The following is an 18,321-nucleotide window of genomic DNA, read 5'->3' as shown; positions in this document are numbered from 1 at the left end:
CCGGTCAAATTGGGGCAGAAATCCTTTTTTCATCTCTCAACAATCGTCGTATATCTATACTTCTCGTTAGCGACTTTGCTTAGAAATGGAGACATCTCATTAGAAAATAAAATGGTTAAGTCATGCATAGCACGGGTACACGCAGTATAAAGCAAATATTTATCTGCAGCATGCGAATACACCTCTTCAGAAGCATCTGCAAGAATCACAGCATCAAACTCAATCCCCTTCGCCAAATAAACAGGAACGACAACAACGCCCTTTTGATAGGTTTTTGAATCCTCATTAATCTGTTTTATTTCTATCTCTTTATGCAGCTTCTGGTATATATCATCACAAGCAGCAGCTGTCTTTGCAATAATTGCAATCGTTTCATATCCTTCATGCTGCTTTTCCTCTATTTTATAAAGCAGCGCATCCTTTTCGGAAATCGACCTTGTCAGACGAATCACTTCTGGAAGTGCACCACTGCGATTAAAAGGCTCTACCGGTTCATCGCTTGGAGAAAAATAAGATGTAAAATCCGCAATCTGCTTCGTCGAACGATAGCTCTTTGTTAATACAATCCGTTCTGTACTATCCTCATATGAGATATTTTCTTGAATTGGGTTCTCCTTTGAGGCATAGGAATAGATTGCCTGGTTAACATCACCGAGCAATGTAAAACTGGCATACGGGTAAAGATGTTTTAGATACGCAAACTGAAACGGCGTATAATCCTGTGCTTCATCAATAACAATTAAGTGCACCGGACGAGTAACTTCATGACCAATTATTTCCCCTTTAAAGAAGTTATAAGCTGTTGCCAGTTCCCATGGAAGCTGTTTTTTCCGGAGCAGCCTTATTGCTTCTAACTTATATTGCTGGATAGCGTCATTTCCATTCAACTCTGCTATCAGGTCCATATACATCTTAAATGTATTGACAAAACGATTTTGACGTATCATTTTTTGTAAAGGAGCGAAAGTTTTACGAATAATTTTCTCTCTTAAAACCTTTTCTTCATCCTGGATACTGCTTTCCTCCTGCTCACTTTCAGCTTCATGATAAGCCTTCATATAATCATCCTTGGATAACAGCTGAATCTGATCCAGAACCCAATCTTTTTTGATTTCTTCTTTCTGGATTTCACGAATACGCTGCAGTAACCAATTCCTCAGCTGTTCCATTTTATTTGGAAGGCGCATATCTTTCTCCAGCGATGCAAAATAATTTTCTATCTCTTTTTTATCAATCAGTAATTCATTCCGGAAACGGATCGATCTGAAAGTAAGATTCGTCCGGTTTAATTTCTCTAAGTGTTGATTAATATCATCCATAAAAGCAATACTGGAAAAGTGTTGGATAGCTTCTAATTGCTTTTGCTGTTCTTTTTCCTCTAAACGCATCAGTTTTTCAATTTGGGTGAATGGTGAATCTACATGCAGTGCATTATCCGTTCCGTTTAAAACAAACTGATGGAAGGTTTGCTGGTTAACGGGCTCTTCACCTAATTCAGGCAGAACATTTGCTACATAGCTCGAAAATAAATCATTTGGAGATAATAATAACACCTGATTAGCCGTTAAATTGGTCCGATGATGATAAAGTAAATAAGCAATACGCTGTAGAGCCGCTGATGTTTTTCCGCTTCCTGCAGCACCTTGAACAACGAGCACTTTACTGCCGCGATGCCGGATAACTGCATTTTGTTCCTGTTGAATGGTAGAAACGATGGATTTCATTTGCGTATCTGCGGCCTGACTTAGGCTCTCCTGAAGCATCTCATCAATGATCGTTACTGATGTATCAAAAATTCCTTTCATTTTTCCATTACGAATCATAAATTGCCGCTTCAAGCTCATTTCACCATGAACGGTTTCTTCCTGACTCCTGTATTCTACCGGTCCTGGAGCATAATCATAATAAATTCCGGAAATAGGAGCTCGCCAGTCATAGATAAGAAAGTCCTTCTCTTCTTCATCCATTAAGGAAGAAGTGCCAATATAAATCTGCTCTATATCTTCACTGCCTTCTTCCTGAAAATCAATTCTTCCAAAATAAGGCTGATTTTTCAGGCGCTCTAATTGATTCATCCGCTGAAAATTTTTCCCATAATGCCGTTCTTTTTGAGCAAGGATATTCGATTGCTGCTTAATGCTTTCCTGTGTTTCAATGATATCATCCATCTCATCCATATTGACCGTAATATCATCCCAAAAAGTTTTACGCAGCTCTACGACATCCTCTTTGACCTTGGAGGACTGTTCCTTCAAAGCATTTTGTTTCTTTTCAATAATATCTAATACCTTCCCCAGCCGCTGATATTCAAATTCATGGTTATCATTTTGCTTATCCATCAACTTCCTCCTTTAAAACCGAAACAAATAGTTGACATATATATTCTTATACTGTATAATGATAATATATACGTATATATTATCAAGTATATCTTTAACTTTTATATTTTATCATTGTTGAATTAATTAATCAATACATAGATATAAAGCCTGCTATTTTTTAGTGGGCTTTTTTGCTGCTTACTTTTCATTTTTTTATTACCTAAAATACATAGTCAGTGATTTTTCTATATTGAATCGATCCTATTACTAACAATATATCATATTGGAGAACGAAACTTTTCTTCTATTTCCAATTTAGCCATGTTAAATGCTATTTTCATTCCATATTTCAAGCTTGCCCGATATACAGAAAGTAATCGTGATGGAACATTTTTATATGCACCACGAAAAAGATGTTCTTTACTGGTCTAATTTCTTTTGCTCAGCTGTATTAAACAGTATAGAATCCCAGNCGTTTTGACTCCTGAGGGATTAGCATCATCTGAAGATCCACTTTTGCCAAGTGCTCTTCTTGGCAAAAGTTAGCTGAAGAGCATGCCCCTAGGAAAGCAAAACGGTCCGCCGCAGCGGTGGCCTTACATGTTACCTTCTTTCTGGATAGAGTTTATGCTTTGTCAAGAGATAGATGGAAGGAATGATCAACACCTGTCTCTATAATTGGCAAGTTATTTTTTAAGGTGCGAAAGTTGAGCAATAATAAGTCATGTACATTTTTTTCTGTTAATTTATCAGCAGTACAAAGGATATTCGAAATATAGTTTGCTACCTGTTCATTAGCGCAACTCATACCTTCTAATACTCCTTTTGGAAAATGAGGTGTCAGCTTTTTCAGATCTTTCTTAGCAGCCTCTTCAGAAGTATCGTCACTATAATAAACCCCCAAAATATCATGAAAACTTTTTTGACTCTGTACCTGCTGCTCTTCTGCTAATGTTCGAAAGTTCTTCTCTAATTCTTTCAGTTGGGTTCTCAAGTCAAAATCCATCCTTTGTATTATTTTATTTAAATATATCATTTTTTTATAAATACCTGCCAGAACCAGACTTTTATTTATATGAAAAGCTGTCGACAATAAAAAAAACCCGGTGCCGAAGCACTAGGATCCTTTTGTTAATTTTAATGCAGTTTCATATAATACTTCCACACCAGCAGCAAGCTCATGTGTTGCCGTCCACTCTTCCGGACAATGACTAAGACCGTCTTTGCTGGGAACAAAAATCAATCCGACGTCTGTTATATCGGAAAGAACCATCGCATCATGCCCCGCTCCGCTGTGCATTGTTATATAGGATATATCTAACTGTTCACAGGATGCTTGCAGCAGAGAACGGATTTCCTGATTTAATCCCTTCGGCTCCATATACAGCGATTGCTCTACTTCAGCCTGGATACCATCCGTTTCATAAGATGCAATGAAGTCTTTTACCTTTTTTACTACATTTTTAATATGCTCTTCTTTGCTTGAACGAATATCGACAGAGAACTTCACTTTATCCGGGATAACATTGGCTCCATTTGGAAATACCTCATGTCTTCCTACTGTTGTAACTGTCCCTTCCCCTTCTTCTATTGCAATCTGTGGAAGCCTGGCAATAATGTTTGCCGCTGCTACCAACGCATCCGAGCGCCTATCCATCGGTGTCGTACCAGCATGTCCTGCTTTTCCTGAAATGGTTACTTCCAGTTGTGTTAATCCGACAATAGATTCCACTACACCAATGGAAATTTTCTCTTCTTCTAAAAGAGGTCCCTGTTCAATGTGCATTTCTAAAAATGCTTTTATCGTTTCCGGGTTACGTTTTACCTCTAAGGAAGGGTCTAAACCGATCTTTTTCATAGCTTCCGGTACAGAGATACCATTTTTATCATTTAGCTGTTCTATATCTTTCTTTTGAAGGTATCCGGCAATTCCTCTCGAGCCCATTAAACCGCCGCCGAACCTGGAGCCTTCTTCTTCAATCATTGCAATGACTTCCAGTGGATATGCCGGTTTAATTTGATTTTCCTGAAATAGAGCTGCTACTTCCAATCCGGCAACAACACCGGCTGGACCATCATAATCTCCTCCATTCGGAACACTGTCAAAGTGAGAGCCTACGATAACACTCGGAGCATCCTTCTTTTCGCCTTCCAGCTTGCCAAAAATATTACCGAGACCATCTTCCTTTACTTCCAGTCCATATGCTTCCATCTGCTCTTTTATATAGGTGCGGGCCTGTAGATCCTCTTCACTATATGTTAAGCGTGTCGTTCCTTGATTTGGTGTAGCTGTATATTTACTTAAACTTTTAATATGCTTTTCAATCCGTTCCTGACTAGCTTTCATGTTACGATACCTCCATTAAATACATACTTACAAGAAATTAACAAATACACCTGCTAGTATAACAGATACAATCGTCACGGTCACAAATCCTCCTACCAACATAGGGGAAAGCATATGACTCGTTAGAATTTCTCTTTCCTTTGGATCCTTTGTTAAAGAGTTGATAACCTCATTCGTAATAACATAGTCTGCCGGGAAACCATAGAAGGCCGTCAATGATATGGCGTATGCCATTGCCTTACTGACCTTCAAAAGCTTTCCAACAATAAATGAGAAAATATACATACCAATGACTGCTAAAAGAATACTGCCGACTAATAAATAAACGATATCAAGCATCATACCCGGAGTAGCATTTCTTAATCCATCAAGAACGTACAGCATTAAACCCATCATTGCAAAGCCAAAACCATTTGCTTTTTGCAATGCCTGCTTTTCCAAGAAGCCGATACTTCTTCCAATTACCCCAAATAACAGGCAAAGCACCATTGGACTGACAGTTACCAGCGGCTCCAATAAAGTAGAAACGAAATAAGCAAGAAAACCAGTGAATGCTAATCTAAAAAAGATGAAATAACTTGTATGATACTGTTCAGGCAGCTTTTTAAATAATTTCGCTCCCTCGTATTCTTTCGTTGTTTCTTTACCAGTATCATCAACTGATTTTAATTCACCACTGCGTATTTGTCCTAATAACCGTTTTCCTTCTTTTTTCAGCATAACGGATGTTAGCGGATAACCAGCAAATCCCTGCATAACATAAATAACAATTGCAAATACAGACAGGCTGACAAGGCCGGCATCTGCTGCTCCTTCTGACATAATCAATGAGGACACCAGTCCGCCCACTAATGGCGGTACGGCAACAACCATAGCCTGAAATCCAAAGAGTAAGGTACCAAAGCTGAGTAAAAAGACAACCACACCTAAAATACCGGCAAATGCAATTAGAATAGTTTTCCATTGCGCTTTCAGCTCTTGCAGGGATAAGAGTGTACCCATATTTACAATCAACAAATACATAAGTGCTGTAGCAACTACAGGAGGTATCCCTGCTACGGAAACAATATCTTCCGGGAAAAAGGTCCAATATCCAGCTAAAAACAATACTGCACAGACAAAAATCGATGGCACCCAGGCTTTTGTCCTGGCAGCAACAACATCCCCTATATATAAAATCAAAACAATAAATACTAACGCTAACATCTGTGACATGCTCATTCATCCTCCAAAATTTAATTGTTTCATTCTTGATGTCTGTCTTCAAAAAAGGTTATGAACATTTTTACGACTATAGACAATCAATATCTGATTTAACGATTCAATTGAAAAACTTTGTAAATTCAATATATAGAGATTAATATTGCATTCACATATTTTTCTGACTATTTAATGTATAACAAAAGATTTCGCTTTTTGGATACATTCTTTACCTGCATTACATAAAAGATTTTAATACCTAAAAATACTTCTCTGAAAAAAATTCATATTCTAAGAGTAAAAAATACAGCCCATTAGAATATGGCACTGCTTCGTTTTCAAAGTATTCAATGAATAATTTGTTTCCAGGTAATGCTTTCAAATCATTTGTCAATCATCAAATCATTTTGTCGATAATCGACATGTTATCACCAATAAGACCGCTCGTCAATAAGAATTTAACAGGCTGTACAGTTTGATATAACGGCGTTCTATTATATAACAGCTAATAAAATGTTATGGTGCTTGAGTTGGCATCGCTTTCTATATTTCATCGTAATTTTATTCATATGGAAAAATTTATAATAGAAAAAAGAACTTTAAAGCAGCATGTAAGTTCTCCCGTTAGAATTTAAAATGCCGCCAAAGTTCTTTTTTTCGTAAATTGTTTATTTTGTACTTCCCTACTTATCTTCATTTGATAAGTTTAATATATCTAACAGCTTAAAGAATAGGCTGATTAAAATTGCGACAATTGTTGCCAGACCCATCCCTTTCAGCTCTACTGTTCCCAGCTGGATGGTTGCCCCGCTTACACCAATTGCTAAAACGACACAGGTCAGGATCAAATTTTGAGATTTATTATAATCAATCTGCTGCTCTACAAGCATACGCAAACCGCTTACTGCGATAATCCCAAATAGTAATAAAGATATTCCGCCCATAACAGGTGTTGGAATAGACGAAATCAAGGCAGCCAGTTTCCCGCAGAACGAAAGAAGAATTGCCAGTACTGCAGCTCCGCCAATAATCCATGTAGAATATACTCTCGTAATCGCGAGAACACCTATATTCTCGCCGTATGTTGTATTCGGTGTTGACCCAAAAAAGCTGGAAATCATTGTGGAAATACCGTTACCAAATAACGAACGATCTAAGCCGGGATCCTTTATCATGTCTTTCTTTACAATATTCCCAGTAACCACCAAATGCCCAATATGCTCCGGCACCAGAACAAGTGCAGCAGGTAAGATAATAAGAATATCAGACCAATTAAACTCAATTTGATAATATGTCGGCATTTGAATCCAGGCAGCTTCACGCACTGCTGCATAATCAACAATTCCAAACATTGTTGCAATCACGTAACCAGTCACTATCCCAAGTAAAATTGGAATAATTTTTAAGAACCCCCGTAAGGTTACCCAGTAAATAATGGTGGCTCCCAAAGTCAACAAGGATATTGTAATAGCTGTCATATCTCTGGATGCGTCTGCTCCGGGCAACAGGCCTGCCATATCTGCAGCATTAGGCACAAGCTCCAGTCCGATAACCGCAACAATTGCGCCCATGGCAGCAGGCGGGAAAATCACATCGATCCAGCTGGTACCTGCGTATTTTACAATAATCCCTATTAAGGTTAAAACTAGACCGACCACAAAGAATCCGCCAAGCGCTGCACCGTATCCTCCGCCATTCGTCAGAACCATTGTAACCGGAGAGATGAAGGCAAAGCTCGATCCTAAGTATGCAGGGATCTTTCCTTTTGTAATAAGTATATAGAGCAATGTTCCAAAGCCGTTCATCATTAAAATGGTTGCTGGATCTACATTAAATAAAATCGGAACTAAAACGGTTGATCCAAACATAGCAAATAGATGTTGCAGGCTTAAAGGCAGGCTCTGTAATAACGGCGGCCGTTCATGTACTTGTATTTCCCTTGATTTCATAGCTATCTGTCCCTTCTATGTAAACTCTCTATTTATTATGCCGAACTTAAAAACACCTTACCCATGCGGAAGGTAAGGTGTCAGAATTCACAAAGGAACATTATCCTCTAAAGGAATATATATTTTGCTTTATCCGATTGACCTTACCAGCCTCACAGGACCAGATTAAAGGTTCATTACATACGATAATATCATATTACATTATGACAAATAAATGCCACAACTGTCAATCATTCATTTGAAAAGTTTAGAATTTTGCTTTACAGCGATAAATAACATGTCCTTTGGAAGAGAATTTCTCTTCATACTCTGTCTTCACATTTGTTTCATCTTCTATTGCATGAAGGTCCAGATTCACTTCCACTAGCTTCATCCCATATTCTGAAAAGCTGACTAAAGAATACTCAAATAAGCCCCTATTATCTGTTTTCAGAACGATTTGACCTTCATTAGGCAAAATATCCTGGTATTGTTCTAAAAAGCTCTTATAAGTCAAACGGCGCTTCTCATGACGATTTTTGGGCCATGGATCAGAGAAGTTCAAGTAAATTTGTTCAATTTCATTATCTGCAAATAAAGAACGGATATCATTCGCATCCTCGTTTAAAAGGCGGATATTGTCCAGACCTTCTTCATCTACCTTTTGAACAGTTGAAACAATAATACTTTTGGCAACTTCGATACCAACAAAATTAATATTTGGATACTGCTTTGCCATCCCTGTGATGAATTGCCCCTTACCTGAGCCGATTTCAACATGAATCGGATTGTCATTTCCAAAAACGCTGTTCCATTTCCCTTTATTCAAATCGGGATTTTCTAATGCAATATGATTTTTTTCTTTTAAATAATCGTCAGCCCAAGGCTTATATCTTTGTCTCATATAAATTATCCTCACTTTATTGCTTTACTTATGTAGTAACGTCAAAAACCACAATCCCGGGACGTAAAGAACGCAGCTTATATTCCTCCCTGTAAAAAGGAGATCAGATAAGTTAATCCGCAGTGAATAATAAATGATCATTCGTTTAAACTATTCTCAGGAATGAGGTGAATTAAGATGCAATTATCTATGGAAAATAAACTGCAGCTATTGTGTGATATTCTGGATGAACATCAGTCTAATGTTTCTGGTTCTCCTAATGAATATGCTCAGCTGGAACGGCTTGCTGCCTCCATATTAGCCCAAAAAGAACTTTCTGACCAGGATATTCAGGATGTTCTGACAAGCATTCATCAATATGGTAAAGAAGGATCTGCCATATCTGATTGCTCCAAACATATCGATGATCATCAGGATCAGATCAGTCACTGGATTAATACAGTCCAGCAAAATATATAAAAAGATTTCTTGAAAATTATGATACGATAAAATCTTTAATGGACCAGTTAATTTCCAGTAATTCTTTTAATCTTTGCTGAACCTTTCCATTCTCCTGACGTGCAAAATGCCAGCATAAGAATTGCAGATTATCCTGAAGCAGATACCAGTACATGCGAATAAACCATTGTCTATCCGGTTCTATTCCGTAATTGATAAGCCACTCTTCCCAATTTTCCCGGGGAATGTACCATTTTAAGAGCATACCAATATCCGTTGCTGGATCAGCAATGGTCGCATTATCCCAATCAATTAAATAAATCATATTTTCTCTTGTTAAAATTAAATTATTGTGATTCATATCACAATGGCATACTGCCAGCTTTTGATTTCTGGTGTAGGGAAGCATCATCTCTAATAAACCAATTGCTTCCTTTACCTCTTTATGTTCATGTATTAAACCATTTTCTTCTAACTGCAAACATAATTTTGCAAAACTTTCGTCTGAGGTCGTCGGTTTTTTCCCCATTTTTAACAGCATATGCATTAATTCAGAGGAATGATGTATTTTATACAACAAATCAGCCACAGCTTGCTGCTTCATTTCTTCTTCATTCAAAGAACGCCCTTCCAGCCATTCTTGAGCGGTAATAACATCACCATTTTCTATTCTCTTTGTCCAAATAAGCTTTGGTACAATTCCTTCTGCAGAGAGTACCGCTAAGAAGGGCGAGGTGTTTCTTTTCAGAAACAAACGCTTTCCATTTTTTTCAGCTATAAATGCCTCACCGGTTAAACCACCAGCCGGTCTGACAAGCCACCCTGTACCTAAAGCATGTTCGAGCCAGTTAATCATAATGTCTTCCCATCTTTCAAAATTAGCATTCAAGGATCGTCCGAAAAATCTTTATTTATCACTGTGTAACTGACTGCGGGTCTCTCACTTCAAGAAATTAAGAATATAATTCATTTCTAAGTGAGAGCCGGGCAGTCAGTAACGGTCCGGTTGTTTTGGGACTACAGGACAAAGGTTACGAAGGCGTTGTAATTACCCGCCATTGAGCAACTTCACTAGATGAAGTTGCTCTCTATGTAAAAGATGACTTTTGCTTTTTTATCTGATTACGAATACAGATAGTTAAGCAGCCCTTTACTATTTCCGATAAATAATATGATTCTTTTTAACGTGTTAAGTCTTTATTGTATCTATAAATGATCAAAATTACAATATCTATATAATTTATCAATTATATTAAAATAGAATGAAACTTCAATCAATCTGTTTTTCTTACTATTTATTTATGTATACCGCCTGTTTATCCCTTTTTATATAACAAGTCTGAAGTCTGCCGGTTTCTCCATCTGCCTGGTAGCTGACAGGAGATTCAACCTCAATTGTCATTTCTTTGACCTGAAATAATTCGACTTCCTTTAAATATCGATGCAGGCCAAAGATAACCAGCAGAAATAACAACAGAATTTTCTTTTTTGAAATCTGATGGATAACCAATACGGAAAGATCATTTGGATTTACTGTTGCATGAGGAACTACCTTTAGCCCTCCTCCGCAGTAGGGGTGATTTGCCGCCGATACCATCCAGACATTTTCTATATGTTTTGTCATTCCATTATACATCAAACGGATATTCATTGGTTGAAATCTCAAAATAGCTTGAATTAATGCAATGAGATAAATCAGCTTTCCCAATCTGAGATGATTAAGCCAACCTTTTAAACGGGATTGATTCGATATTTCTGTTGTAGCTGCATCAATTCCAATACCTATACTGTTTATAAACTTTTTTTCCCGGCCGTTTTCCGGCTGAAATGAACCGTTCCAAAAAGGGTGCTTAGCCGGGTTTGAAATTATATTCTGCCATTGTTTTTCAGCATTATTCCTTTGCCCTGTTCCTTTGGCAAAATCGTTTCCAGAGCCGCCCGGGATAAATGAGATAGGCACAGCCTGATTTGACCAGCCATTCATTACTTCGTGCATCGTGCCATCCCCGCCAATTACAATAACATGTTTTATAAGTTCATTTTTTGAATATGTTTCAGCAATGCTCTGGCCATCACCAGGCTGGTTTGTAAATAATGTTTTTCGCTCTATATTTTGATAGCTGGCCATTTTTTGAATTCGTTCAAAAACCTTTTTTGCATGACCATTTCCGGCATTCGGATTCACAATCAATAAATACATACTCAATTATCCTCTTCGTAAAGTAATCCGGCGGCTTATTCTTCTTCCCATTCCGGTCTTGGTATAGACTGCGATAAACTGTTTCGTAATAATGATTCAGCTACATTCAGCTGCCTTTTCTTAAGCGGTAAATGTACAGATCTTTTATCCTTAAACCATTCTGGGAAAGCCAGCTTATCAATAATCTCACTTTGATAAGGTGATGTTGCATATAAAATACGATTCGTTCTGGATATAACCATTTTCTTAATCGGAATATCAATATTCTCTGCATGGAGAAAACGTTCAATCCATTTTTCAGATCTTTTCAATGAAATTAATGGATTAACAATGCGGATAGGCTCTTCATTATTTTTTGCTGTAATGGTCCAGGTCCGTTCATCTCCAGCCATAATTACTTCATCTGTATCCAATTCTACAAAACGGAGTATTTCTACCCCGATTGGAGTAATAAGTATAATATCTGTTTCAACTGCCGCCTGCTTCACTTCAAATATCGGCCTGTACATCACTAGATATGTATCTGGCAAACGCTGTAATAAGAATCGTAATAAGGAGTCGTTATAATAACCAGAATCAACTATAGACACCTGCGAAACAGTTGATGACGCCCACTTCATTTGAATTTCTAATAACTGGTCCAGAAAAACCTGTTTTAATTCTTCCTCTGTATCAGGCACTTTGATTAAGTCTTTTTTTCGTTTTACTATCTTCTCATCAGGTGTTAGATCCTCTACAACAACCGGTGCTTTTATAAAACGCTCTTTCCATTTTTGCAGAATAGAGATTTTTTCCTCCGTATTTTCAGCATCTGCCTGCTCTTCTTCCTCCAGAGCAGGATCAAGCCATTCTGAATAGAATCGCTGCCACTGCTCTTTCTTTTGTCTGATATATTGTGTAGGATAGCGATATGTATCCCATTCATACCTTGAGATATAATCCTGTAGCTTAATTAACTGTGCCATCTATTCTCCTCTTTCTCATTAGAAACCCCGGCATTCGTCAGTTCTTTAGGTGAATGCTTTCATTACGGTTATGCAAATCAAAAATATTTATCCCGTGCTGTGCACTATAAAAAAGGTCTGCAAAGATCGTTTTATCTCCGTTTTACAAACTCATTTATCAATATACGCTCACAGTACTCATTCGTTGCTTTCAGTCAATGGAAAACTCTGAACAATCTCGTATTTGGGATTTGACGCGGGATGTACTTTATATAAATGAAAAGCATCCACCTTAAATTTATTGTCTAAGTCAGGCATATTCTCCAATACATCATTCCAAATCCTTTTTGTTAGGAATTTATCTTGATCTGCCCATTTCTTAGCTATTGTAATATGCGGAGTATATGCTCTTTTTTCTCTATTATATCCAATTGACTCACAGATTTGAACAACTTTCCTCTGAAGCTGGTTTAATACTGGATTATTCTCAATGCCCATCCAGAGAACCCGTGGCTGCTGCTGGTTTCCGAAAGTCCCCAGCTCAGATCTTTTTATATCAAATACTGAATATGCTTCTGCAAATGGAAGTTTGCTTTGGAGAGCATATGTTAAATTTCCGTCCATATCGCCTAAAAAAACTAGTGTGATATGAAAATCCGGCCTGCTTGTCCACCGTTTATATGGAAGCTGTTTTTTTAGGTTTATCTGCCACTCCGATAATTGCTTTGCAAGCTCCGGTTTCACCTGGATACCTATAAAATAATGAGACATGGTTAAAACTCCTTGTTTTTTAAACTGAAGCAATACGCCATTTCTTCCTCTGTCAGTGGACGATAAGCCCCTAATGGCAATTGGCTGTCTAAGCTTAATTTGCCCATTCGATATCGTTTTAAATAGGTAATCTTACAATTTACTGCTTCAAACATCCGCTTGATCTGATGAAATTTTCCTTCTGTAATCTCTATTTCAACCTCAGAAATCCCAGATTCTTCAGTTGCAGTTAATATTTTAAGTTCAGCTGGTTTTGTCCGATAGCCGTCATCCAGTGTAATACCCGCAGCAAATTGTTGAACAACATCCTGCGGGAGCTCTCCTTTAACCTTTGCACGGTACATTTTCGAAATATTTTTATTAGGTGATATCAGCTGATGTGCCAGATCCCCGTCATTTGTAATCAATAATAACCCCTCTGTATCTTTGTCCAGCCTTCCTACTGGAAAAGGCTGAAAATGCTTATCCTGCTCGGATAGCAGGTCAATAACCGTTTTATCTTTTCCATCAGCAGTTGCTGATACAACACCAGGAGGCTTATGAAGCATTAAATAAATAAATTCCTGGTAGATAACGGGCTCTCCTTCTACACGTACGCTGTCATCGTCTGGATTTACTTTAACAGAGCCATCTTTGATTACTTTATTATTTAAAGTGACTTTTTTTGCTTTCAACAACTTTTTTACATCTTTTCTGCTTCCGACACCCATATTTGCTAATAATTTATCTAATCGCATATGAATCTCCCTACTTCTATCTTTTCACACGTTTTAACCGGTTTAAACCTGGTACACTGCCATTAAATATATGATCCAGCAAAGTTGATTTATACGCTAAATAGAGATAAAACAACCCTCCTGCGGATACACCGGCAAGAAGCATGACAACCGTTGCCCAGCGTACTTCCTGATATGGCAGAAAGAAGCCAAAAGCAAATTTTAATACCGCAATTACGAAGCACATCATACCAGTAAAAATTAATATTAAAATCGTCCGTTTAATTGTTTGTTTAAATGAAAAATTCACGGTTCTCTTTAACCGCGCTAAATTTAGTCCAACCGCAATTCCTGCTGCAATCGCCGTACCTAAAATGGCGCCCTTGCCGCCAAACAGATGAATAAACTGGCTGTTAAAAATTACTTTCACTAACAAGCCGCCCAACAGGCTGACAACCGCATAATTCTGCTGGTTAACCCCCTGCAGCATTCCTGCAGTAACGGTAATCAGTCCAAACAGCAATGCTACTGGAGCGTACCACGCCATTAATGATCCGGTAATCTCAATATCCTCCAGCGTAAATAAAGCTCCAAAAATCTCGTCAGAAAGGATTGCAATCCCGGCAGCTGCTGGGATAACAAAAACCATAATAACCTGTAAAGCCTGGTTAATAAGCTTTTTATAAGCAGTTTGATCATTTTGTGTAAAAGCATTTGTTAATGATGGAAGCATTGCCATTGATAATCCTGTAGCAATCGTCATTGGAATAATAATTATTTTATGTCCCAAATTATTAATTACAGCTAATTCTGTATCATATAATGCACCTCTGCCGCTGGCAACCATTGCCGGCTGAAATGTAAACTGATCAACAAGCTGATACAACGGAATAGCTAAGCCGACTAATACAAATGGACCGGCATAGCGGAATAATTCCTTAAATAAATCAATTGTTCGAAAATCATGTGTTACTTCCTGTTTGGCAATTTGTTTATCAATAAACGGCTTTCTCTTCCGCCAATACCAGAAAAGAACCAAACATGATGCAAGTGCACCAATCAGTGCTGCAAATGCCGCAAAACCGACTGCTAATGTAATTGATCCATTAAAAAAATTTACGATAATATATGAGCCGGCCAAAATAGCTATGATTCGTACAATTTGTTCTATTGTCTGTGAAATAGCAGTTGGTCCCATCGATTGATTTCCTTGAAAGAACCCCCGGACAATACTCATCGCCGGAATAACAATTAGCGCAAAACTGACCATCCGGATAACAAAGGCTATATCATCCGGGGTTATTGGTCCGCCTTCTCCTTTAATTTGCTGTGCTCCTATCCAATCCGCCGATAAAAACATAACAAGGAATGCAATAACACCACTGACAAGCATTAATGCGCTGCCAGCCCGAAACATCCGCATCCCGATTTGATAATCGCCTAAAGCATTATATTTAGACACAAACTTTGATACCGCTGCAGGGATTCCAACGGTGGATAAACTGATAAAAATACTGTATGGAGTATACGCATATGTAAATAACGCGCTTCCTGCCGTACCAACAATTGCAAAAAACGGTATAACAAAAATCATTCCTAAAAACCTGGACAGGAACGATGCACCTGATAACAGCATTGTTCCTCTTAGCATATTTGACATTGTAACTTTTTCACCTACAATTAGATTAATAAAATAGATTGCTTTATTTTAGCACTTCCTATTAATTTTAGCATACTTTTTGGCTGCTTTCTTTGATTTAAATTGCTAAAAATCGACAAATCCTATAAAAACTCTTTATTATTACGAATAAATAATATATATTGTACATTTTTTTAGAAAATGCTACGATACGCATGGTAAAGAAAGGAATGAGAAAACTCTTGGATTATGATGTTGTTGTTATCGGAGGAGGTCCCTCCGGATTAATGGCTGCTATTTCAGCAGCTGAACATGGTGCAAAAACACTGCTTGTTGAAAAAGGAAAAAAGCTTGGCAAGAAATTAGCCATATCCGGAGGCGGCCGTTGCAATGTAACCAACCGTTTACCGCAAGAGGAAGTAATAAAACATATTCCTGGTAATGGTAAATTTTTATATAGTGCTTTTTCCGTATTTAATAATTATGATATTATTGATTACTTTGAAGGTCTCGGAATCGCTTTAAAGGAAGAAGATCATGGCAGAATGTTTCCGGAATCAAATAAAGCAATGGATGTTGTGAATGCACTTATTCATCAACTAAAAGTGCAAGGTGTTTCGGTTAAAATGAATACGAAAGTAGCTGCTATAGAATATGGTGAGGATATACATACAGTACACCTTGAAGAGGAAGCTTCTGTTAAAGCTGCAGCTATTGTTATTGCTGCCGGTGGAAAAGCTGTGCCACATACTGGCTCTACAGGAGACGCCTACCCTTGGGCTAAGACTGCAGGTCATACTGTAACCACACTATATCCTACAGAAGTGGCACTCACCTCAAACGAAGCATTTATTAAGCAAAAGAAGCTTCAGGGTCTTTCCTTAAGAAATATTCGTTTAAGTGTATTAAATAAGCGGGGAAAGCCAATCATCACACATCAGATGGATATGATTTTCACCCATTTCGGTATTTCCGGGCCAGCTGTTTTACGGTGTTCCCAATTTGTTGTCAAAGAACTTATGCGCGGCAGAAATGCTGTAGAAATGCATCTTGATATTTTACCGGAAATAACAGAAGATGATTTATTTAAGCAAATAAAAGATATCCTTTCAGAAAACCCCAAAAAAGCTTTTAAAAATGCAGTCAAAGGGTTAATCCCTGAGCGTCTTCTTGATTATTTAATGGAAAAGCATGATATTGGGGCAGAACAAAAATGTGCTAATATATCTAAAAGCACTACGCTTGAATTTGTGAAAAATATTAAAAACTTTTCCTTCCAAGTACATGGCAGTCTTCCTATGGAAAAAGCCTTTGTTACTGGTGGAGGTATCTCCATTAAAGAAATTGTTCCAAACACGATGAAATCAAAAATGATGCATGGATTATATTTTTGCGGAGAAATTTTAGATATACACGGGTATACCGGTGGATATAATATTACCTCTGCCCTCGTTACCGGCAGAATCGCCGGAATGAATGCAGCTTTGGACATAAAAACAGATGTTAATTAATGACTTTCATAATTTATTTTTCTGCGGAAATAATAAGATTGTCTGAACTGGCCTTTTATCCGTTGGTCAGCGGCTAATAACTGCCTTTTTCACATTTGTAGAAGGGAAGGATTAGTATGGAAAAAAACTCAATTTGGCTTCCACTGGTTGCCTCTGTCGGTATCGGCGCAGCTACATTTTATTCTATGACCAGTCAGCAGCAGAATGTAGGTCAGGCGCTGCAACAGGCAGCTCCATTTTTCAGCTCTAAACAAAAATCAAACTCGGCGAAAAAAGATCCTGAAACATTAGGGCCATTTGGAATGAGTTAATATGTCAGACTGGGAAGTATCCTTAGCGATACTTCCTATTTTTTTATATATCATCAAAATATTCAGCTGCTTGATTATCATAAACGTTTTAAAACAACTGTTACGGTAAAAGCAGCTATAAAATATTTACTACATACAAAGCAATAATTAAAGATAAGGGAAGGTTTCCGTTACCTCTTACGCTATTTCAAATAGCTAATTCGCGCTATTTAGCTTAGCATTAGGTACTATATTTGGTTATCTGTATTTTGTTATGTTATTAATCACAATGGCATTTCAGACAGGACAGAACATGTTACTTTTTTAATAAAAAATGAGAATGAGGATTCTATCACACATACTCAAGGGAAGTATATAATGGAAACTTTAACTAATCCATTTGAATTATTAGCTAATATCAAATGGATTTGGTTATTTTCTTTGGCAGTCACTTTTTGGAACAATAGTGAAATTGTAATGTTTACTTTTATGATCTTATTTAGTTTATTTATATTTTATTACTTGGCTGTAATGTTGGATACTATTTTAGTGAAAAGAATACATTTACTTACAAAAATAAAAGCAAACCCTTATCTAACCAATTTTGAAACAGTCATATTTTTTCTCGTTCTAACAATTTACCTTACTCATTCCAGCTGAATCATGATTTAAAGTATGTTTCAATCTATTTTTAAAAAGATAATTGCGTATCTAATATTTTAAAGACGAACATTCACCCATACATATTAAAGTTTTTCACATAAAAAAAGAGCCAAGCACTATTATGCTTAACTCCTTTTTCAATGTGCCTGGCAACGTCCTACTCTCGCAGGGGGAAGCCCCCAACTACCATTGGCGCTGAAGAACTTAACTTCTGTGTTCGGCATGGGAACAGGTGTGACCTCTTCGCTATCGTTACCAGACAAGGATTTTAAAAATCAGTAACAATCAATATTATAATCGTTTTTGAGAAAAAATCAAGTACTAATTTTAAAAAGTATGTATGGTTTTGCACCCTGAAAACTAAATAAGAGTAACGTGACATCAAAAACTTAGATAAGTCCTCAATCGATTAGTATCCGTCAGCTGCACGTGTCGCCACGCTTCCACCT

Annotated in this window: 15 protein-coding genes and 1 rRNA gene; 3 read left to right on the top strand and 13 right to left on the bottom strand. The window is 37.4% G+C overall.

The genetic code is table 11. The annotated features are described in order from the left end of the window. Positions 1–29: 29 nt before the first annotated feature. From helD to trmB, 6 genes are all read right to left on the bottom strand, one after another. Positions 30–2,339 carry an RNA polymerase recycling motor HelD gene (helD, locus tag IEX29_RS18605; protein ID WP_188736097.1) on the bottom strand — a complete coding sequence of 770 codons (2,310 nt, stop codon included), beginning with the start codon at positions 2,337–2,339 and terminating at the stop codon, positions 30–32. 607 nt (positions 2,340–2,946) lie between these two features. Continuing rightward, the gene (locus IEX29_RS18600; protein ID WP_229720290.1) at positions 2,947–3,327 is read right to left on the bottom strand and encodes a hypothetical protein; all 381 of its coding nucleotides are present in this window, start codon (positions 3,325–3,327) and stop codon (positions 2,947–2,949) included. 111 nt (positions 3,328–3,438) lie between these two features. After that, the gene (locus IEX29_RS18595) at positions 3,439–4,668 is read right to left on the bottom strand and encodes a Zn-dependent hydrolase (protein ID WP_188736093.1); all 1,230 of its coding nucleotides are present in this window, start codon (positions 4,666–4,668) and stop codon (positions 3,439–3,441) included. Between the two features lie 27 nt (positions 4,669–4,695). After that, positions 4,696–5,883 (bottom strand): hypothetical protein, encoded by a 1,188-nt coding sequence (locus IEX29_RS18590; protein WP_188736091.1) that lies wholly within the window; start codon positions 5,881–5,883, stop codon positions 4,696–4,698. 668 nt (positions 5,884–6,551) lie between these two features. Further along, positions 6,552–7,817 carry a uracil permease gene (gene uraA / locus IEX29_RS18585; protein ID WP_188736090.1) on the bottom strand — a complete coding sequence of 422 codons (1,266 nt, stop codon included), beginning with the start codon at positions 7,815–7,817 and terminating at the stop codon, positions 6,552–6,554. Between the two features lie 247 nt (positions 7,818–8,064). After that, the gene (trmB, locus tag IEX29_RS18580; protein WP_188736088.1) at positions 8,065–8,700 is read right to left on the bottom strand and encodes a tRNA (guanosine(46)-N7)-methyltransferase TrmB; all 636 of its coding nucleotides are present in this window, start codon (positions 8,698–8,700) and stop codon (positions 8,065–8,067) included. A gap of 189 nt (positions 8,701–8,889) precedes the next feature. On the opposite strand from trmB, the gene IEX29_RS18575 reads away from it, so the two are divergent. Next, positions 8,890–9,159 (top strand): YtzH-like family protein, encoded by a 270-nt coding sequence (locus IEX29_RS18575; RefSeq protein WP_229720289.1) that lies wholly within the window; start codon positions 8,890–8,892, stop codon positions 9,157–9,159. 16 nt (positions 9,160–9,175) lie between these two features. On the opposite strand, the gene IEX29_RS18570 is transcribed toward IEX29_RS18575, so the two are convergent. The 6 genes from IEX29_RS18570 to IEX29_RS18545 all read right to left on the bottom strand — a co-directional run bounded on the left by IEX29_RS18570 (position 9,176) and on the right by IEX29_RS18545 (position 15,429). Continuing rightward, a complete protein-coding gene (locus tag IEX29_RS18570) occupies positions 9,176–9,994 on the bottom strand; it encodes a phosphotransferase family protein (protein WP_188736084.1) in 819 nt (272 codons plus the stop codon). Between the two features lie 435 nt (positions 9,995–10,429). Next, entirely contained in the window at positions 10,430–11,338 is a 909-nt protein-coding gene (locus IEX29_RS18565) for a diacylglycerol/lipid kinase family protein (RefSeq protein WP_188736082.1), read from the bottom strand. A gap of 35 nt (positions 11,339–11,373) precedes the next feature. After that, the gene (locus IEX29_RS18560; RefSeq protein ID WP_188736081.1) at positions 11,374–12,303 is read right to left on the bottom strand and encodes a nuclease-related domain-containing protein; all 930 of its coding nucleotides are present in this window, start codon (positions 12,301–12,303) and stop codon (positions 11,374–11,376) included. Positions 12,304–12,480: 177 nt separating this feature from the next. Further along, entirely contained in the window at positions 12,481–13,053 is a 573-nt protein-coding gene (gene thpR, locus IEX29_RS18555) for an RNA 2',3'-cyclic phosphodiesterase (RefSeq protein WP_188736079.1), read from the bottom strand. 2 nt (positions 13,054–13,055) lie between these two features. Beyond that, positions 13,056–13,790: a pseudouridine synthase gene (locus IEX29_RS18550; RefSeq protein WP_188736077.1), complete on the bottom strand. Its 735-nt coding sequence runs from the start codon at positions 13,788–13,790 to the stop codon at positions 13,056–13,058. 16 nt (positions 13,791–13,806) lie between these two features. Further along, positions 13,807–15,429, bottom strand: a complete 1,623-nt coding sequence (locus IEX29_RS18545; protein WP_188736075.1) for a putative polysaccharide biosynthesis protein — start codon at positions 15,427–15,429, stop codon at positions 13,807–13,809. Between the two features lie 221 nt (positions 15,430–15,650). On the opposite strand from IEX29_RS18545, the gene IEX29_RS18540 reads away from it, so the two are divergent. Together IEX29_RS18540 and IEX29_RS18535 are read left to right on the top strand one after the other, a co-directional pair. Next, positions 15,651–16,919 carry a BaiN/RdsA family NAD(P)/FAD-dependent oxidoreductase gene (locus IEX29_RS18540; protein WP_188736404.1) on the top strand — a complete coding sequence of 423 codons (1,269 nt, stop codon included), beginning with the start codon at positions 15,651–15,653 and terminating at the stop codon, positions 16,917–16,919. 116 nt (positions 16,920–17,035) lie between these two features. Beyond that, positions 17,036–17,230 carry a hypothetical protein gene (locus tag IEX29_RS18535; RefSeq protein WP_188736073.1) on the top strand — a complete coding sequence of 65 codons (195 nt, stop codon included), beginning with the start codon at positions 17,036–17,038 and terminating at the stop codon, positions 17,228–17,230. 786 nt (positions 17,231–18,016) lie between these two features. On the opposite strand, the gene rrf is transcribed toward IEX29_RS18535, so the two are convergent. Next, positions 18,017–18,132, bottom strand: a 5S ribosomal RNA gene (rrf, locus tag IEX29_RS18530). Between the last annotated feature and the right edge of the window lie 189 nt (positions 18,133–18,321).

Origin of the sequence: Oceanobacillus neutriphilus, from assembly GCF_014645515.1 — a bacterium.
Taxonomy (GTDB): domain Bacteria; phylum Bacillota; class Bacilli; order Bacillales; family Amphibacillaceae; genus Oceanobacillus; species Oceanobacillus neutriphilus.
This window is presented reverse-complemented; position numbering and strand designations above follow the sequence as displayed.